Here is a 17,231-nt window from a genome sequence, read left to right on the forward strand (position 1 = left end):
GCGGCGGTCCCCACCGCGGCCTGTGCGGCCGCGGCCAGGGACCGCCGGTCGGGGTGCCGTCCGGGTGGGATCCGGGGCAGGAGGGTGACCTCGGCGCGGATCCCGCGGGCCCGCAGGATGCGCCAGAGGGATGCGGTGAGCGGGTCGTCCCCGACGAAGGCGGGTGCGGTGGCCGGGCGTCCGTCGGGCAGCGTGTAGGCGAGGTGGAGGGGCTGTACGGGGGCCCGGGCGTCGAGGGCGGCCTGGAAGGCGGCCCGGCGGAAGTGTCCCTGGGCGCGGCCGCACCAGGTGCTGCCCTCGGGGAACACGGTGACCCGGTCGCCGGCGAGGAGGGCGCGGCCGAGGGTGGCGACGGTGTCGGGGAGGGAGCGGATCCGGTCGCGTTCGATGAACAGGGTGCCGGCCTGCGCGGCGAGGCGGCCCATGACGGGCCAGCGGCCGATCTCGCTCTTGGCGAGCATCCGGCTGGGCACGGCGGCGGCGACCAGCGGGATGTCCAGCCAGGAGATGTGGTTGGCGACGAGCAGCCGGGCGCCCTCGGGCCCGGTGCTGCCGTGGACGGTGACGCGGATGCCGAAGGCCCGGATGAGTGCGGTGCACCAGGTGCGGGTGACCGCGTGGCGGGTGCGGGGCGGGAGCATCCGGACCGGCGGGCCGCCGAGTATCCCGAGCAGGACCAGGGCGAGGGCCGCGGCGAGCCTGAGCAGGGCGCGCGGTACGGCCGCGGCCCGGCCGGTGTGCGTGGCGCAGGCCGCGGGGGTGCAGGGGGCGGTGGGGAGCCAGACGCTCATGCGGAGGGCACGAGGGAGAGGAAGTGCTTGAGGTAGCGGGGGTTGGTCCGGCGCAGGGAGAGCAGGACGTAGAGGTCGGCGCAGCCGAAGTCGACGTCGAGGGCGGGTTCACCGCAGACCCAGGCGCCGAGCCGGAGGTAGCCGCGGAGCAGCGGGGGCAGCTCGACCCGGTCGGGGAAGGTGATCCCTTCGGGGGTCCAGGGACGGTGCGGGGATACCCGGTACTCCTCGGGGGCGAGGTTGCGGGCCAGGACGGTGTCGCGGGTGGCGGCGGCGAGCACGCCTCCGTCGTCGAGCGGTACGGAGCAGCAGCCGGCCAGCCAGTTGTGGCCGGTGCGGTCCATGTAGCGGGCCAGTCCGGCCCAGATCAGGGCGATGACGGCGCCGTTGCGGTGGGCGGGGTGGACGCAGGAGCGGCCGACCTCGACCAGGTCGGGGCGGATGGGGTCGAGTGCCGAGAGGTCGAATTCGCCGTCGGAGTAGAGGCGGCCGGCGATGGCGGCGCGTTCCGGCGGCAGCAGCCGGTAGGTGCCGACGACCTGCTCGGTCTCCTGCTCGATGACGAGCAGGTGGTCGCAGTAGGCGTCGAAGGCATCGATGTCGAGGCCCGGCTCGGGGCCGTCGAGCCGGGCGCCGAGCTCGCCGGCGAAGACCTGGTGGCGCAGCCGCTGGGCGGCGCGCACCTCGGACTCGTCGCGGGCGAGGCGCACGGTGTAGCCGGGGGTCGTGGGGGCGAGCGGCTGGACTGGGGACAGGGGGGCGATGGTCATGGGGGCTCCTGGTCCGGACGCGGAGAGCCAGGCCGGCGGTCTGGCCTGGCTCTCCTTACTTTTTCCGTGACCGGCTGGATTCGACGTGACCTCGCAGCGGCAGTTGGATGTGCGGACGCTGAATGCCGGGAATCGGTGGCCCGGGGCAGCGTCGGGCCGCAGCGTCGGCGGGGTCAGCGGGCGTCAGCGGTCGGAGCTGAGGACCTTGCTGATCGTGTCGGACGCCGCCCCGGCGGCCTGCTTCGCGTCCTGTCCCGAGAGTACGGCGCTCATGTACGGCTTGATCGGGTTCTTGGCCTCGACCTCGGCCCAGCGGCCGGACTTCGGGGTGGCCCGGCCCTGCGCGGCTCCGGCGGTCATGGCGGCGGCCCCCTCGTTGCCCTGGACGGCGTGGGCGAGGGAGGGTTTGTTCGGCACGTAGCTCATCGTCCGGGCGAGCTCGGTCTGCCACCTCTCGCTGACCAGGGCGGTGATCACGTCCACGGCTAGCTTCCGGTTCGCGGTGTTCTCCGGGATGATCAGGTCGGAGCCGCCGGTGAGTACGGCACCGGGCTTGTCGGAGGTCTTCCCGGGGATCGGGAAGTAGCCGAGCCGGCCCTTGAGCGCGGGGTTGAGGGATTCGATCTGGGCGGCCTGGCCGGGCGGGGCGATGATCTGGGCCACCTGGCCGCGGGCGAAGACCTCGGCCTGCGGGGGCGTCTCCTCGTCGGCACCGGCCGGGCCGTCGCCGAGGGCGTGCAGTTCCTTGTAGAAGTCCATGGCGGCCAGCGCCTGCGGGGTGCCGAGGCTCCCGGTCCACACGCCGTTGCCCTCGACGGCGAGTTCGCCGCCCTCGTCCCAGATGAACCCGGCGAGGACGTACCAGTTCTGGCCGGGGAGGTAGATGCCCTGGCGGTCGCCCTTGTCCAGCTTCTGGGTGGCGGCCAGCCATTCCTGGCGGTTCTTCGGCGGGTTCTTGATCCCCGCCTTCTCGAACAGGTCCTTGTTGTAGATGACCACCCGGTTTGCGGCGTACCAGGGGATCCCGTACTGGGCGCCGTTGATGCTGCCGGGGTCGGCGAGGCCCTTGAGCCAGTCCCGGCTGCCCCATTCGCGCAGCCCTTCGAGGGTGAGCTCGGAGAGTCCGCCCGTCTCGATGTACTGGGCGACCTGGGTGTTGCCGACCTCGATGACGTCGGCGCGCTCGGTGGCGGTGCCCTTGAGGACGCCGTTGACCTTGTCCCCGATGCCGGTCCACTCCTGGATCTTCACCTCCAGGTCCACGCCCGGATGCTCGGCCTCGAAGCTGTCGGTGAACTTCTTGATGAACGAGTCCGAGGCGCTGCCCTTCATCAGCCAGAGCGTCACCCCTCCGGACTCCTCGTCCGATCCGGGCAGGGCTCCGCATGCGGTCACGGCAGTCGCCACGACGATGGCTGCGCACACGGCGAGGAAGCGTCTCTTCACGAAGGTCACCTTCTGGTCTGTACCAAAGCTGGCTCGAAATTGGCATAGACCATGTGGCCGGATCAAGGGCCTGACGCCGGGGATTCTCTTCGCAAATATCGCGGAGCCGCCCTTACTGGGGCACGGTGGAACAAGGCATCGCTCACACCGTGGAGAACACATGTCGAACCACACCTACCGCGTGACCGAGATCGTCGGGACCTCGACCGAGGGCATCGACCAGGCCATCCGCAACGGGGTCACCCGGGCGGGGCAGACGCTGAGGAATCTCGACTGGTTCGAGGTGGTTCAGGTGCGCGGGCACATCGAGAACGGCCAGATCGCGCACTACCAGGTGGGACTGAAGGTCGGCTTCCGTCTGGAGGGCGAGGACTGAGCGACCCCGCGGGCCGGGCACGGGGCCGCGCCTCGTCAGGTGCGGCCCGCGCCCTCCTGCGCCAGCCTCAGTTCCGGGGCCTTGGCGGCCCAGTCGGCGAGCAGGACCGGGAATCCGGCCGCCCGGACCGCCTGGCAGACCAGCTCGTCATCGTCGACGAGCACCTTCACCTCGCGCCCGCGGGCGATCCGCTGCAACGTCTCCACCTTGGTCATGCGGGCGGGCCTGCGGTCCGAGTTCCCGCGCATCCACAACTGCCCCTCCGGCAGCCCGTGCCGGGTGAGCCAGTCCAGGGTGTCGGCCCGGCAGTGCTCGGGGCGCCCGGTCAGGTACACGACCTCGCACTCGGCGTCCGCCTCCAGGGCCAGGGCCACTCCGCGGTCCAGCGGCGGGTCTGCCGGGGCCGCACGGAAGAAGCCCTTCCAGTCCCGCGGACGCCGCTCCAGGCAGTGCTGCCGGTGCGCGGTGTCGGCCAGGGTGTTGTCGATGTCGAAGACGGCCAGCGGACGCCGGCTGCGGCTGGAATCGCTCATGTGTGCAGCGTAGGGCCTGGGGGTGACGCCGGCCGCCCGTGTCCGGGTCCACGGGCACGCGCACCCGGACACGGGCACCGGCGGGAATCCCGGCAGCCGCCCGGTGTTGAGATGCGTATGACCACCGCACCGCAGACGCCCCCGATACCGAAGCTCTCGATCCTCGACCGGTCCCGTATCCGCCAGGGCTCGGACGGGCCCGCTGCGCTGCGCGACACGGTGGACCTGGCCCGGCGGGCCGAGGCACTCGGGTACCACCGGTTCTGGGTCTCCGAGCACCACAGCGTGCCGGGCGTGGCGGGGTCGGCGCCGACCGTGCTGGCCGCCGCGGTGGCCGCGGCCACCGGGCGGATCCGGGTCGGCACGGGCGGGGTGATGCTGCCGAACCACCAGCCGATGGTGGTGGCCGAGCAGTTCGGGGTGCTGGAGTCCCTGTTCCCGGGCCGGATCGACATGGGGCTGGGCCGGTCGGTGGGCTTCACCGGTGGCATCCGGCGGGCCCTCGGGCGGGACCGGGCCGACGCCGACGGGTTCGAGGAGCAGCTGGCGGAGCTGCTCGGCTGGATCGACGGCACCCAGACGGCCCACCCCCAGGTGCACGCCCGGCCGGCCGAGGGGCTGCGCATCCCGGCGTTCGTGCTGGCCACCGGTGAGGGGGCGGGCATCGCCGCGCGGTCCGGGCTGCCGCTGGTCGTGGGCGACCTGCGGGACCGGGACCGGGTGCTGAAGATCGTCGACGGCTACCGCCGCGAGTTCCGTCCTTCGGCCCGCTGCGAGCGGCCGTACGTGATCGTCTCGGGCACGGTCGCCGTAGCGGCCACCGAGGAGGACGCCCGGCGGCTGCTGGTCCCTGAGGCGTGGTCGGCGGCGTACTCGCGGACCCACGGCAGCTTCCCTCCGCTCGTGCCCGCGGAGGAGGTGGCGGCCCTGGAGATGTCGCCGAAGGAGCGGGAGTTCCACGAGCGGGCGCTGGCCGGACACATCCACGGGACGGAGGACCGGGTCACGGCCGAACTCGCGGCGGTGGCGGAGTCGATCGCCCCCGACGAGCTCCTGGTGACCACCTCCTCCTACGATCGCGAGGCACTGGTGGAATCCTTCACCCGGCTCGCCCGGCTGGCCGGACTCCCCGGCGCCACGGACGCCGCCGACGATCCGGCCGCCCCACCTGCGGAACCGGAAGGCCGCATGGGGGGACGGGCGCGGTCAGCCGCCCCGGGCAGGTGACTCGTCCGTACGAGTGCCCCCGCCCGGGGCGGGTTGATGCACGCCCCCTAAACTGGGGCGAATGGAGCAGAACGCCGACTCGTACGCCACCCCCGACTCCTGCATTCGGGTGCGGGGAGCCCGGGAGCACAATCTGCGCGCGGTGAATGTGGACATCCCGCGTAACGCACTCACGGTGTTCACCGGGGTCTCCGGATCGGGGAAGTCCTCACTCGCCTTCGGTACGGTCTACGCCGAGGCGCAGCGCCGCTACTTCGAATCGGTGGCCCCCTACGCCCGGCGGCTGATCCACCAGATCGGCGCGCCGAAGGTGGACTCGATCAGTGGGCTGCCGCCCGCCGTCTCCCTGGAACAGCGGCGGTCCGCTCCCGGGGCGCGGTCGTCGGTGGGGACGGTCACCCTGCTGTCCAATTCGCTCCGCATGCTGTTCTCCCGCGCCGGCAGCCATCCGCCCGGGGCCGGGCGGCTGGATTCGGACGCCTTCTCGCCGAACACGGCCGCCGGGGCCTGCCCGTCCTGTCAGGGGATCGGCAGGATCCACCGGACCGGCGAGGAACTGCTGGTGCCGGATCCGAATCTGTCGATCCGTCAGGGAGCGATCGCCGCCTGGCCGGGTGCCTGGCAGGGGAAGAACCTCCGGGACGTCCTGGAGGCGCTGGGGCACGACGTCGACCGGCCCTGGCGGGAGCTGCCGGCCGCGGAACGGGAGTGGATCCTGTTCACCGAGGAACAGCCCGTGGTCACCGTGCACCCGGTGCGTGACGCGGACCGGATCCAACGCCCCTACCAGGGCACGTACATGAGTGCGCACCGCTGGGTGATGCGGACCTTCGCCGACAGCAAGAGCGCCACCCTGCGGGCCCGGGCGGAGAAGTTCCTCACCGATGCGCCCTGTCCGGCCTGCCGGGGTGCGCGGCTGCGGCCGGAGGCACTCGCCGTCACCTTCGCCGGGCGCACCATCGCCGAGCTGGCCGCGCTGCCGCTGACCGACCTGGACGGCGTACTGGCCGAGGGGGCGGGTGACGAACCGCCGGGTGCCGGCGGGGCGTCCGCGGTGTCCGGCGGACACGAGGCGGCCCGGGTCCTCGCGGCGGACCTGCGGTCGCGGATCGGAGCCGTGGTCGAGCTGGGGCTGGGGTACCTCAGCCTGGACCGGACCGCGCCCAGCCTGTCCGCGGGCGAGCTGCAGCGGCTGCGGCTGGCCACGCAGCTGCGGTCCGGGCTGTTCGGGGTGGTGTACGTGCTGGACGAGCCCTCCGCCGGTCTGCACCCGGCCGACACCGAGGCGCTGCTGGGCGTGCTGGACGGGCTGAAGGCCGCCGGGAACACCGTGTTCGTGGTGGAGCACCACCTGGACGTGGTGCGGCACGCCGACTGGCTGGTGGACGTCGGCCCGCTGGCCGGGGAACACGGGGGGCGGGTGCTGCACAGCGGGCCGCCGGCCGCACTGGCCGGCGTACCGGAGTCGGCGACGGCCCGGTACCTCTTCGCTGCGGACGGGTCGGCGCGCGAGCCGCGGCCGGTGCGGGGCGGGACGGGTCCGTCGGTGCGGTTGTCCGGGGTCAGCCGGAACAATCTGCGGGACCTGTCGGCGGAGTTCCCGCTGGGGGTGTTCACGGCGGTGACGGGAGTCTCCGGGTCGGGCAAGTCCACGCTGGTCGGCGGGGCGTTGGCGGACGCCGTACGGGAACGGATCGCGGCGGAGGAGGAGTTCGCGGTACGGCGGCTGGTGGAAGTGGACCAGAAGCCGATCGGCCGGACCCCGCGCTCCAACCTGGCGACGTACACCGGGCTGTTCGACGTGGTGCGGAGGCTGTTCGCGGCGGGCGAGGAGGCGCGGGCGCGCGGCTGGAAGGCGGGGCGGTTCTCGTTCAACGTGGCCGGCGGGCGGTGCGAGGAGTGCCAGGGCGAGGGCTTCGTGTCGGTGGAGCTGCTGTTCCTGCCGAGCACGTACGCCCCCTGTCCGGTCTGCACGGGAGCCCGCTACAACGAGGAGACGCTGCGGGTGCGGTACCGGGGGCTGAACATCGCCGAAGTGCTGGGGCTGACCGTGGAGTCGGCGGCCGGGTTCTTCGCCGACGTGCCGGCGGCGGCGCGCAGCCTGGGGGCGCTGGCGGAGATCGGGCTGGGGTACCTGCGGCTGGGGCAGCCCGCGACCGAGCTGTCGGGCGGCGAGGCCCAGCGGATCAAGCTGGCGACGGAGCTCCAGCGGCTGCGGGGGGACCACACGCTGTACCTGCTGGACGAGCCGACGACCGGGCTGCACCCGGCCGATGTGGAGGTGCTGCTGCGGCAGCTGCACGGGCTGGTGGACGCGGGGCACACGGTGGTGGTCGTGGAGCACGACATGGCGGTGGTGGCGGGCGCGGACTGGGTGGTCGACCTGGGGCCGGGCGGCGGGGCTGCGGGCGGCCGGGTGGTGGCGGCGGGGCCGCCGGCGGAGGTGGCGCGTACGGAGGGCAGCCGTACGGCGGCGTATCTGGCGCGGGTACTGGGGGCGGACCGCCGTTGAAGTCGGCCCGGCCGTGCGGGTCGTCGAGCGCTCCGGCCTGCTCCGTGAAGGCTTCGTCGTCGCAGACGACTACGGACGTCATGCGTGTGCGGAGGGGGTGCCCGTCCGGTCAGACGTCGCCGGGCAGCAGGTGCTGGCCCTGTTCGCGGAAGGCCCAGGTGCCGCGGTGCCGGTCGAGCAGCCAGACCAGGTCGTAGCGGTCCGGCCAGGCGGCGGGGAGGCCGGGCGCGCCGGCGGCGCCGAGCGCCTGGATCAGCCGGGGGAAGCCGTGGTGTTCCCAGCAGATCAGGACCGGTGCCGGGGCGGCGAGGACGGCACGGGCCAGCGCGGCCTCCTTGCCGACCGCGATCCGGTCCCGGAGCGGCAGGTGGAGCGCGCCGGCCAGCGGGGCCACCGTCTGCCGGGAGCGGGCGGCGGGCCCGCCGCAGACGAACAGGGACGCGGGACGGGGCAGCGGGACCCGGGCCGACGGGGCGAACAGGGCCGGCAGGGCCTCGGCCCGGCGCCGGCCGCGGCCCGCCAGCGAGCCGGGGTCGTCGTTGCCCTCGTCGTCCTCTCCCACGTCGCCCGGGTACGGGCGCTCCCCGTGCCGGATCAGCATGACCAGCGTGTCGGCGGCCGCCTGCGGCCCGGCGGCCGGGCCTGGCCGGGGCTCCTCGGCGGAGCAGCCCGTGAGGCCGGCCAGCGCCGGGACGGCCGTGATGCCCGCGATCCCCGCCGCGAGGACGGTTCTGCGCGTGGGGGCCTTCGGTGCCCCGGGTGCCATGGGTGCCTTCGGTGCCATGGGCGACACTGTCGCCCATGGCCCGGTCGCGGGTCCCGTCCGGCGCGGGCCGGAGGGTGCGGGTCAGCCGATCGGCTCAGACTCCTCCGCGGGCCCGGCGTGCTCCGGCCGGTGCTCGTACGGCGAGGGCACCGGGAAGTACGCCTCGAGGAAAGCGGCCACGGCACGCTCCTGTTCGGCCGCGGACAGCTCGTCACCGTCGTCGTCGGCGAGGCAGAAGGCGTCGGCCCAGCGGTGGTGGACCAGCTCGGGCAGGCGGTGGACGGTGTCCTGCCAGCCCGTCCCGAAGTACTCGTGGGCGAGGTCGCCCTCGACGGCCCGGCCGGTGGCCAGGGCGAGGTGCGCGGCCAGCGTGACCGGGGCGAGGTCGGTGGCGCTGCGGAAGGCGGAGCGGCCGGTGGCGGCCAGTTCTCCGGGGAAGCGTTCCTCGGCGGCGGTGCACAGGGAACGGCTGAGCGGGTAGGGAGTGTGCGCCAGGATGCGGACGTACGTCCGGCCCGCGGCCTCCTCGACGGCGCGGCGGGTGGCCTTCTGCGAGGCGGTGTAGACGTCGTCCTCGGAGCCCGGGACGTCCGGCGGGATGGCCCGCCAGTCGTGGAAGACCTTGGGCAGTCCGGAGGGGAGGAAGTAGGCGCCGGGCAGCTGCGGGCGGCCGAGGAAGATGTCGTCGTTGAAGTAGAGGAAGTGCTCGGCGAGGCCGGGGATGCGGTGCAGCTGGGTCTCGATGGCGTGCGAGTTGAAGACGGGCAGGGCGCCGGGGTCGGCGAACATCTCCTGGTGGGTCACGACGGTGAGGCCCGGGTGGTCGGTGACCAGCCAGTCCGGCACCGGGTTGTCGGTGACCAGGAAGATGCGGCGGATCCAGGGCGCGTGGGCGGCGAGGGAGCGCAGGCAGTAGCGCAGTTCGCCGCGGTCGCGGTAGCGGTGTTCGGCGTCGTCGACGGGGGCGGCGGTGCCGGCCAGGACGGCGCGGGTCTCCCGGCGGCGCCGGCTCCAGTCGGGGTCGGAGGCGTCGACCCAGGTGATCACCGCGTCGACGGGGAAGTCGACGTCGGGCGCGAAACTGCGGGCGAAGGCGTCGACCACGGGGTAGTCGCGGTCGCCGACGCGGGTGGTCGTGGTCGCCGCGAGGGAGGGCACCCACCAGCCGTACGGGGTCTCGCGGAGGGCGGCGACGCCGCCGGTGCCGTCGTTGTCGGCGTCGTAGAACTCCAGGTCGCAGCCGTGGTCGGCGCCGTAGTGGACGGTGCGGCCGGAGGTCACCACGGGCCGGTGGAGGCGGATGCCCTTGACCTGCCTGGCGGGGTCGACGGCGTCGGGGTCGTTCGGGTCGGCGTCGTTCGGGTCGGCATCGTCCGCGTCGGCGTCGTTCGGGTCGGCGCTGCCGTCGCCGCCGTCGGAGGGGGCCTCCACTTCGGGGTGCTCCGTCTCGGCGACCGCTTCGGGGAGCCGTTCCGCCAGGACCTCCCCCAGCTCTCCCCCGTCGCCGAGCAGCACCGCGTACACCGGCAGGCCGGCGCACGCCTCCGCGAGCGCCTTGAGGGCCGCCTCGCGGTCACCGGGGCCGACCGCGATCCGGTGGAGGAGGCCGCCGTCGGGCACCAGGCCGTACGGGAGCCCGGCCGCCTCCAGGGCTTCGGCGGCCGTGCGGAGGTTGGCGTCGCGGGCGCCGGCGGGAAGCAGGTCGTCACGGACCACGGCCACCCGGCCGCGGTGGCGGACGACACCGGTCAGTGTCTCCAGCAGTTCGTCGTCGCGGGTCCGGGCCGGAGCCGCGGGCGCTGCCGCCGCGGCCGGCGCGTCGAGCCGTTCGCGCTGCGTCGGCGTGGGCTGGGTGGGGACACCCGGCCGGAGCGGAGAACGGTGCAGCACCGTCCGGGCCACGCGGCGCAGCTTTTTGGTCAGCGGAAAGCGAGACAATTCAGTCACCTCATGGGTATGCCTGTTGCTGGGCACCCGAGGTGACGGGACCTGGCAGGGCGGATGCCGCGTCTTCACCCCAACCTTTCCTGCCGTTCAGGAATCACGCAAGTGTCCTGAGCACGCCTGTGCAGATCTTCACGTCACGCGGTTCGAGGGCACCGGCTGCGGGCGGCCCCCGGCCGGTGTGCCCAGGTCAGCGCCGGGAAGCCCGCACACAAGGCGAAGCGCAAGGCCGTGTGCCAGGCCGCACGCAAGGCCGTGCGCGAGGCCGTGCGTCAGTGTCCTCCCTTGCGGACCGCGCGCAGCCATTCGCGGTTCATCGCGGCGATCGACGGCAGCGGGATGCCCTTCGGGCAGGCGGTCGCGCACTCCCCGGTGAGGGTGCAGCCGCCGAAGCCCTCGTCGTCCATGGCCGCGACCATGTCCAGGACCCGGGTCTCGCGTTCCGGGGCGCCCTGGGGCAGCACGTTGAGGTGGTTGATCTTGGCCGAGGTGAACAGCATCGCGGAGCCGTTGGGGCAGGCCGCCACGCAGGCGCCGCAGCCGATGCATTCGGCGTTCTCGAAGGCATGGTCGGCGTCGGCCTTGGGCACCGGGGTGGCGTGCGCCTCGGGTGCGGATCCGGTCGGGGCGGTGATGTAGCCGCCCGCCTGGATGATGCGGTCGAAGGAGCTGCGGTCCACGACCAGGTCCTTGACCACGGGGAAGGCGGAGGCCCGCCAGGGCTCGACGTCGATGGTGTCGCCGTCGGAGAAGGACCGCATGTGCAGCTGGCAGGTGGTGGTGCGCTCGGGTCCGTGGGCGTCGCCGTTGATGACCAGGCTGCAGGCGCCGCAGATGCCCTCGCGGCAGTCGTGGTCGAAGGCGACGGGCTCCTCGCCGCGCAGGATGAGGTCCTCGTTGAGCGTGTCGAGCATCTCCAGGAAGGACATGTCGGGCGAGACGCCGTCGACCTCGTACGTGACCATGCTGCCGGGGGCGTCGGCGTTCTTCTGCCGCCAGACGCGCAGGTCGATCCTCATGCGTAGCTCCGCTGGGTGGGGTGGACGTACTCGAAGACCAGGTCTTCCTTGTGCAGGACGGGGGGCTTGGCGTCGCCGGTGAACTCCCAGGCGGCGGCGTAGCCGAACTCCTCGTCGCGGCGGGCGGCCTCGCCGTCCGGGGTCTGGGACTCCTCGCGGAAGTGGCCTCCGCAGGATTCCTCGCGGTGGAGGGCGTCGAGGCACATCAGCTCGGCGAGCTCCAGGTAGTCGACGACCCGGTTGGCCTTCTCCAGCGACTGGTTGAGCTCCTCCCCGCTGCCCGGCACCTTGATCCGCCGCCAGAACTCCTCGCGGATCTCGGGGATGCGGGCCAGTGCCTTGCGGAGTCCGGCGTCGGTGCGGGACATGCCGCAGTACTCCCACATGAGCTCGCCGATCTCGCGGTGGAAGGAGTCGGGGGTGCGGTCGCCGTCGACGGCGAGCAGCCTCTCGATGCGGGTCCGGGTCTCGTCCAGGACCGCCCGTACCTCGGGGTGGGAGGTGTCGACGGTGTCGTGGTGCGGGTGGCGGGCGAGGTAGTCGTTGATGGTGGACGGGAGGACGAAGTAGCCGTCGGCGAGGCCCTGCATCAGCGCGGAGGCGCCGAGGCGGTTGGCCCCGTGGTCGGAGAAGTTGGCCTCGCCGATGGCGAACAGGCCGGGGACGGTGGTCTGGAGGTCGTAGTCGACCCAGAGGCCGCCCATGGTGTAGTGCACGGCGGGGTAGATCCGCATCGGGACCTCGTAGGGGTTCTCCGCGGTGATCCGCTCGTACATGTCGAAGAGGTTGCCGTACTTCTCGGCGACCTTGTCCTTGCCCATGCGGCGGATGGCGTCGGCGAAGTCGAGGTAGACGCCCTGGCCGCCGGCTCCGACGCCGCGGCCTTCGTCGCAGACGTTCTTGGCGGCGCGGGAGGCGATGTCGCGGGGGACGAGGTTGCCGAAGGAGGGGTAGATGCGCTCCAGGTAGTAGTCGCGCTCTTCCTCGGGGATGGCGGCGGCGGGGCGGGTGTCGCCCTCCGCCTTGGGGACCCAGATCCGGCCGTCGTTGCGGAGGGACTCGCTCATCAGCGTCAGCTTGGACTGGTGGTCGCCGGTGCGCGGGATGCAGGTGGGGTGGATCTGGGTGAAGCAGGGGTTGCCGAAGTACGCGCCGCGCCGGTGCGCCCGCCAGACGGCGGTCGCGTTGGAGTTCATGGCGTTGGTGGAGAGGTAGAAGACGTTGCCGTAGCCGCCGGTGGCGAGGACGACGGCGTCCGCGAAGTGGGTGGAGATCTCGCCGGTGATCAGGTCGCGGGCGACGATGCCGCGGGCGCGGCCGTCGGTGACGATCAGGTCGAGCATCTCGGTGCGGGCGTGCATCTCGACGTTCCCGGCGGCGATCTGCCGGGAGAGCGCCTGGTAGGCGCCGAGGAGGAGCTGCTGGCCGGTCTGGCCGCGGGCGTAGAAGGTGCGGGAGACCTGGACGCCGCCGAAGGAGCGGGTGTCGAGCAGGCCGCCGTACTCGCGGGCGAAGGGGACGCCCTGGGCGACGCACTGGTCGATGATCTCGACGGATATCTGGGCGAGGCGGTGCACGTTGGACTCGCGGGCCCGGAAGTCGCCGCCCTTGACGGTGTCGTAGAAGAGGCGGTGGACCGAGTCCCCGTCGTTGCGGTAGTTCTTCGCGGCGTTGATGCCGCCCTGGGCGGCGATGGAGTGGGCGCGGCGCGGCGAATCGCTGTAGCAGAACTGGACCACGTGGTAGCCCTGCTCGGCGAGGGTCGCGCCGGCGGCACCGCCCGCCAGGCCGGTGCCGACGACGATCACGGTGTGTTTGCGCCGGTTGGCCGGGTTGACCAGCTTCGCCTCGAAGCGGCGGCGGTCCCAGCGGTCGGCGATCGGGCCCTCGGGGGCCTTGGTGTCGGCGAGGGGTTCGCCGGTGGTGTAGTGCGCGTAGGAGGGGGTCTCGGGGGACATGGTCAGCTCACCACTCCGGTCATGACGGCGACCGGGACGGACACGAACCCGGCGAACAGGAGGAGGGCCAGGGCATTGGCCGTGGTCTTGAGGACCTTGTCGCGGCGGGCGCGGCCGGCGCCGAGGGTCTGGGCGGCGGCCCAGAAGCCGTGGCGGACGTGCAGGCCGAGGGCTGCCATGGCGACGAGGTAGATGGTGTTCCCGTACCAGGTGGAGAAGGTCGCGAGGACGTTCTCGTACGGGTGGCCGGCCCAGGCGCGCTCGTTGACCGTGAGGGTGGTCAGGTCGAGGAGGTGCCAGACGATGAACAGGCCGAGGATGATGCCGCCCCAGCGCATGGTGCGGGTGGCGTAGCTCGCCCGGCGGCGCTTGTGCGCGTACTTCACCGGACGGGCCTTGATGTCGCGGCGGCTGAGCTGGTAGGCGGACACGCCGTGCGCGACGACGGCGGCGACCAGGAGCACCCGGACGATCCACAGGGCCCACTCGTGGTGCAGGAAGGGCGAGCCCAGGGTGCGCAGCCAGTGCGCGTAGCCGTTGAACTCGTCGGCCCCGAAGAAGATCTTGAGGTTTCCGAGCATGTGCACGACGAGATAGCCGAGCATGATCAGCCCGGAGACCGCCATGACGGCCTTCTTGCCGAGGGTGGATCCCCAGAACGAGGGGGCCGGGGAGCCCGTCCGGGCGGGTGTCCGGGTTCCCTTCCGGGTGCGCGTTGCCAGAGCCATGCCATTGACGGTAAGGACCGGCCCCCCGAAAGGTCCAAGACATGATGACGGTCATCTTGATAGGAAGGATCTATGCAGTTTCAGCAGCTCGTCTATTTCGTGGCCGTCGCGGAGACCCGGCACTTCACCCGGGCCGCGGAACGGGTCCATGTCGCCCAGCCCTCGCTCTCGCAGCAGATCAGGGCCCTGGAGCGGGAGCTGGGTGCCGAGCTGTTCAGCCGGGCGCGCGGCAACATCGCGCTGACCGATGCCGGTGAGGCGCTGCTGCCGCTGGCCCGCAGGATCCTCGCCGATGCGGACACCGCCCGGCTGGAGGTCCAGGAGCTGGCCCGGCTGCAGCGGGGCCGGGTCCGGCTGGGGGCCACGCCCAGCCTGTGCACGGGCCTGCTCCCCGGGGTGCTCCGGGACTTCCACGCCGCACATCCGGGGATCCAGCTGCTGATCGAGGAGAGCGGTTCGCACGACCTGGTGCGGGAACTGGCCCGGGGCGCGCTGGACCTGGCGCTGATCGCGCTGCCGCTGCCGCCGGCCGCGCCCGCCCTGACCACGATGGAGCTGCTGACGGAGGACCTGGTGGTGATCTCCTCGGATGCCGTTCCGGTGCCGGGCGGTGGCGGGCCGCTCACCATCGCGGCGCTCCGCGAGGAGCCGATGGTGATGTTCCGGCACGGCTACGACCTGCGGGAACTGACGGTGGCGGCCTGCCGGGCGGAGGGCTTCGAGCCGGCCTTCACCGTGGAGGGCGGCGAGATGGACGCGGTGCTCGGCTTCGTCCGCGCGGGCCTGGGGCTGGCGGTGGTCCCGGCGATGGTCGCCGGGACCACCGGGCCGGGCGTACGCGTCACTCCGCTGGCGGGGTCGCCGCTGCGGCGCACCATCGCGCTCGCGCACCGCACGGACGTGGCACCGCCGCGTGCGGCGCGCGAGCTGAAGCGGATGCTGCTGGCCGGGTCAGGAGGCGGGGGTGGTGGGTGATGCGGGTGAGGCGGAGGACGGAGAGGCCGGGGAGGCGGGGGAGGCCGGGGTGGCGGGTGCCGAGGACTTGGGGTTCTGCTGGGTGACCGGCGGCAGGTTGTAGACGTGGTCCGGGGTCACGACCTGGGTGATCGCCTGCCCGAAGACGGTGCTCGGCTCCTCGTGCTGCGGCCCGTACGGGATGTCGGTGTTGAGCAGCACCACCAGGGTGGCCTGCTCTTCCGGCAGGTAGATGGTGAGCGACTGGTAGCCCGGCAGTGAGCCGTTGTGGCCGATCCAGCCCTGCACGTCGAAGATGCCCAGGCCGTATCCGGCACCGGGGATCGCGGTCGGCGGGGTGGTGAGCCGCTGCTTCTGCATCCCGGGGCTGACCATCCGCGTGCCGTCCGGGAAGGTGCCGGTGGCCAGCGTCTTGGCCCAGGTCCTCATGTCCCGCAGGTCGGAGATCATCGCGCCGGCCGCCCAGCCCCAGGAGGGGTTCCAGTCGGTGGCGTTCTCCGTCTTCCCCGACGCCGTCTGCTGGGTGTAGCCCTGGGCGTGCGGGGTCGGGAACTCGGGCCCCCTGGGGAAGCTGGTGCGGCTCATCCCGGCGGGCTTGAGGATGTGGTCGCGGATGTAGTCACCCAGCGGCTGTCCGGACATCTTCTCGACCACCAGGCCGAGCAGGATCAGGTTGGTGTTGGAGTAGTTGAACTCCGCGTTCGGCTCGAAGAGCACCGGCTCGGGCGCCTCGAAGGCGAAGTCGAGCAGCTGTCGGGGGGTGAAGTAGCGCGTGGGGTCGCTGGTGAGCGCCTTGTAGAAGGGTTCGGTCTGGGTGTAGCTGAGGAGCCCGCTGCGCATCCCGGCGAGCTCCCGCAGGGTCACGCGGTCGCCGTTGGGGACGCCTTCGACGTACTTGCCGATGGGGTCGTCCAGGCCGACCTTGCCTTCCTGGGCGAGCTGGAGCAGGGCCGTCACGGTGAAGGTCTTGGTCTCGCTGCCGATGCGCGAGTACAGATTGGGCGTCATCTCCTTGCCGGTGGCCTTGTCGGCCACCCCGAAGGCCCGCGTGTACTCGCCCTTGCCGGGTGCCGACAGCCCCACGATGGCGCCGGGGACACCGGTCTTCTTCAGTACGTCCTGGATGGCGGCGTCCAGCCGGGCCTCCGTCGCGTCGTCGAGGACCGGGAAGCCACCGGCGGGTGACGGCTGCGCCGACGCACTCGGCTGCGGGGTGGGCTGCGCGGCGTGGGCCACAACACTCTGCACCGGTACGGCCAGCAGCCCTGCCGCGGCGAGCCCCACGCACGCCCTCCGGCACACCAGGGGACGACGCTTCTGCGTATGCCTCAGATACCTCACGGCAGCCTCCTGCCCGACGAGGACGACGCTTCCGTATCAGGCTAGGTGGGGCCGCGCACCCCCGCACGGCGGACCGGGTTACGGCCACACGGGGGACGGGGTTACGGCCCCACCAGACGGGGGTCAGCCTGGCGGGGGGGGGGGGGGGGCGGGGTCACGACCGCACGGGGACGGGGAGCCGGTCAGAGCCCGCCCGCGAGCATCCCGAAGGCCCGGTCGGCGTCGGCGACCGCGTCGGCGTGGCACTCGTCGGCGCTGCGGCCCGCGGCGATCCGCCGCCAGTTCTCCTTGCCGAGTTCGTGGCGGGCCGTCACCAGGCACAGCGCCGCGAGTCGGGCGGCGAAGGGGGTCTCGTACCCGGCCCCGGATTCCAGGGCTTCGGCGAGGAGTTCCACCTCGCGGGCGGTGTAGTGCGCGATCCGGGCGGACAGTCCCGGCGAGGAGTAGAGCAGCTGCTGGAAGGCCACCACGTCCGGGTGGTCGTTCAGTCCGGTGATGGGGTCCCGTTCGCGCAGCGCCCCGATGAAGTGGCGGTGCAGGGCCTCGACCGGGCCGACGCCCTCCGGGCGGGCGCGCACGATCCGTGCCGCCTCGTCCTGGTGGTCGGCGAACCGGTCGAGGACCAGGTCCTCCTTGGTCGGGAAGTACCGGAACAGCGTCGGCTTGGACACTTCCGCCGCGGCGGCGACGTCCGCCACCGAGACGGCCTCGAAGCCCCGTTCGAGGAACAACTCCATCGCGGTCGCCGCCAGCAGGCGGCGGGTGCGCAGTTTCTTGGCTTCTCGCAGCCCGGGCGCGGTCGACTCCATGGGGCCAGCATAGCACGAACGGCAACCGGGTCATCT

14 protein-coding genes and 1 pseudogene are annotated in these 17,231 nt (G+C 72.7%); 4 read left to right on the plus strand and 11 right to left on the minus strand.

From position 1 onward, the window contains the following. Nucleotides 1-218 precede the first annotated feature (218 nt). From AB0O36_RS04020 to AB0O36_RS04030, 3 genes and pseudogenes are all read right to left on the minus strand, one after another. Nucleotides 219-791 (minus strand): annotated as a pseudogene (locus tag AB0O36_RS04020) (lysophospholipid acyltransferase family protein); the annotation flags it as partial. After that, the gene (locus tag AB0O36_RS04025) at nucleotides 788-1,561 is read right to left on the minus strand and encodes a GNAT family N-acyltransferase (RefSeq protein WP_365103679.1); all 774 of its coding nucleotides are present in this window, start codon (nucleotides 1,559-1,561) and stop codon (nucleotides 788-790) included. The pseudogene AB0O36_RS04020 and the gene AB0O36_RS04025, both read right to left, overlap by 4 nt. Before the next feature lie 183 nt (nucleotides 1,562-1,744). Further along, entirely contained in the window at nucleotides 1,745-3,007 is a 1,263-nt protein-coding gene (locus tag AB0O36_RS04030; protein WP_365103682.1) for an extracellular solute-binding protein, read from the minus strand. Nucleotides 3,008-3,167: 160 nt separating this feature from the next. On the opposite strand from AB0O36_RS04030, the gene AB0O36_RS04035 reads away from it, so the two are divergent. Beyond that, on the plus strand, nucleotides 3,168-3,383 hold the full coding sequence (locus AB0O36_RS04035; RefSeq protein ID WP_365103684.1) for a dodecin: 216 nt from the start codon (nucleotides 3,168-3,170) through the stop codon (nucleotides 3,381-3,383). 35 nt (nucleotides 3,384-3,418) lie between these two features. On the opposite strand, the gene AB0O36_RS04040 is transcribed toward AB0O36_RS04035, so the two are convergent. Further along, nucleotides 3,419-3,916, minus strand: coding sequence for an HAD family acid phosphatase (locus AB0O36_RS04040; protein WP_365103687.1), 498 nt, complete (start codon nucleotides 3,914-3,916; stop codon nucleotides 3,419-3,421). A gap of 117 nt (nucleotides 3,917-4,033) precedes the next feature. Between AB0O36_RS04040 and AB0O36_RS04045 the strand changes: the two genes are divergently transcribed. Then, nucleotides 4,034-5,143, plus strand: coding sequence for an MsnO8 family LLM class oxidoreductase (locus AB0O36_RS04045; RefSeq protein WP_365103690.1), 1,110 nt, complete (start codon nucleotides 4,034-4,036; stop codon nucleotides 5,141-5,143). A gap of 61 nt (nucleotides 5,144-5,204) precedes the next feature. Then, the gene (locus AB0O36_RS04050; protein ID WP_365103693.1) at nucleotides 5,205-7,655 is read left to right on the plus strand and encodes an excinuclease ABC subunit UvrA; all 2,451 of its coding nucleotides are present in this window, start codon (nucleotides 5,205-5,207) and stop codon (nucleotides 7,653-7,655) included. Nucleotides 7,656-7,764: 109 nt separating this feature from the next. On the opposite strand, the gene AB0O36_RS04055 is transcribed toward AB0O36_RS04050, so the two are convergent. The 5 genes from AB0O36_RS04055 to AB0O36_RS04075 all read right to left on the minus strand — a co-directional run bounded on the left by AB0O36_RS04055 (nucleotide 7,765) and on the right by AB0O36_RS04075 (nucleotide 14,070). Further along, nucleotides 7,765-8,439: a hypothetical protein gene (locus AB0O36_RS04055; protein WP_365103696.1), complete on the minus strand. Its 675-nt coding sequence runs from the start codon at nucleotides 8,437-8,439 to the stop codon at nucleotides 7,765-7,767. A 63-nt stretch (nucleotides 8,440-8,502) separates the two neighbouring features. Next, nucleotides 8,503-10,359 (minus strand): stealth family protein, encoded by a 1,857-nt coding sequence (locus AB0O36_RS04060; protein ID WP_365103698.1) that lies wholly within the window; start codon nucleotides 10,357-10,359, stop codon nucleotides 8,503-8,505. Nucleotides 10,360-10,637: 278 nt separating this feature from the next. After that, on the minus strand, nucleotides 10,638-11,384 hold the full coding sequence (locus AB0O36_RS04065) for a succinate dehydrogenase/fumarate reductase iron-sulfur subunit (protein ID WP_365103700.1): 747 nt from the start codon (nucleotides 11,382-11,384) through the stop codon (nucleotides 10,638-10,640). Continuing rightward, entirely contained in the window at nucleotides 11,381-13,342 is a 1,962-nt protein-coding gene (locus AB0O36_RS04070) for a fumarate reductase/succinate dehydrogenase flavoprotein subunit (protein ID WP_365103702.1), read from the minus strand. The genes AB0O36_RS04065 and AB0O36_RS04070 overlap by 4 nt, the downstream gene beginning before the upstream one ends. 2 nt (nucleotides 13,343-13,344) lie before the next feature. After that, the gene (locus AB0O36_RS04075) at nucleotides 13,345-14,070 is read right to left on the minus strand and encodes a succinate dehydrogenase (protein WP_365103705.1); all 726 of its coding nucleotides are present in this window, start codon (nucleotides 14,068-14,070) and stop codon (nucleotides 13,345-13,347) included. Between the two features lie 72 nt (nucleotides 14,071-14,142). On the opposite strand from AB0O36_RS04075, the gene AB0O36_RS04080 reads away from it, so the two are divergent. Continuing rightward, the gene (locus AB0O36_RS04080; RefSeq protein WP_365103707.1) at nucleotides 14,143-15,045 is read left to right on the plus strand and encodes a LysR substrate-binding domain-containing protein; all 903 of its coding nucleotides are present in this window, start codon (nucleotides 14,143-14,145) and stop codon (nucleotides 15,043-15,045) included. Here AB0O36_RS04080 and AB0O36_RS04085 read toward each other — a convergent pair. Both AB0O36_RS04085 and AB0O36_RS04090 read right to left on the minus strand, forming a co-directional pair. Continuing rightward, nucleotides 15,022-16,329 (minus strand): serine hydrolase, encoded by a 1,308-nt coding sequence (locus AB0O36_RS04085; RefSeq protein ID WP_365103710.1) that lies wholly within the window; start codon nucleotides 16,327-16,329, stop codon nucleotides 15,022-15,024. The genes AB0O36_RS04080 and AB0O36_RS04085 overlap by 24 nt on opposite strands. A 239-nt stretch (nucleotides 16,330-16,568) precedes the next feature. Continuing rightward, nucleotides 16,569-17,195 carry a TetR family transcriptional regulator gene (locus tag AB0O36_RS04090; protein WP_365103713.1) on the minus strand — a complete coding sequence of 209 codons (627 nt, stop codon included), beginning with the start codon at nucleotides 17,193-17,195 and terminating at the stop codon, nucleotides 16,569-16,571. Nucleotides 17,196-17,231: the final 36 nt, after the last annotated feature.

It is taken from the genome of Streptomyces sp. NPDC089799 (genome assembly GCF_040684755.1).
Classification (GTDB): Bacteria; Actinomycetota; Actinomycetes; order Streptomycetales; family Streptomycetaceae; genus Streptomyces.

Bases quoted from the DNA above. Each gene is read 5' to 3' on its own strand.
- AB0O36_RS04075 (WP_365103705.1), bottom strand. From the start codon at position 14,070: ATGGCTCTGGCAACGCGCACCCGGAAGGGAACCCGGACACCCGCCCGG.
- AB0O36_RS04035 (WP_365103684.1), top strand. From the start codon at position 3,168: ATGTCGAACCACACCTACCGCGTGACCGAGATCGTCGGGACCTCGACC.
- AB0O36_RS04080 (WP_365103707.1), top strand. From the start codon at position 14,143: ATGCAGTTTCAGCAGCTCGTCTATTTCGTGGCCGTCGCGGAGACCCGG.
- AB0O36_RS04090 (WP_365103713.1), bottom strand. From the start codon at position 17,195: ATGGAGTCGACCGCGCCCGGGCTGCGAGAAGCCAAGAAACTGCGCACC.
- AB0O36_RS04045 (WP_365103690.1), top strand. From the start codon at position 4,034: ATGACCACCGCACCGCAGACGCCCCCGATACCGAAGCTCTCGATCCTC.
- AB0O36_RS04040 (WP_365103687.1), bottom strand. From the start codon at position 3,916: ATGAGCGATTCCAGCCGCAGCCGGCGTCCGCTGGCCGTCTTCGACATC.
- AB0O36_RS04050 (WP_365103693.1), top strand. From the start codon at position 5,205: ATGGAGCAGAACGCCGACTCGTACGCCACCCCCGACTCCTGCATTCGG.
- AB0O36_RS04055 (WP_365103696.1), bottom strand. From the start codon at position 8,439: ATGGCACCGAAGGCACCCATGGCACCCGGGGCACCGAAGGCCCCCACG.
- AB0O36_RS04065 (WP_365103700.1), bottom strand. From the start codon at position 11,384: ATGAGGATCGACCTGCGCGTCTGGCGGCAGAAGAACGCCGACGCCCCC.
- AB0O36_RS04025 (WP_365103679.1), bottom strand. From the start codon at position 1,561: ATGACCATCGCCCCCCTGTCCCCAGTCCAGCCGCTCGCCCCCACGACC.
- AB0O36_RS04070 (WP_365103702.1), bottom strand. From the start codon at position 13,342: ATGTCCCCCGAGACCCCCTCCTACGCGCACTACACCACCGGCGAACCC.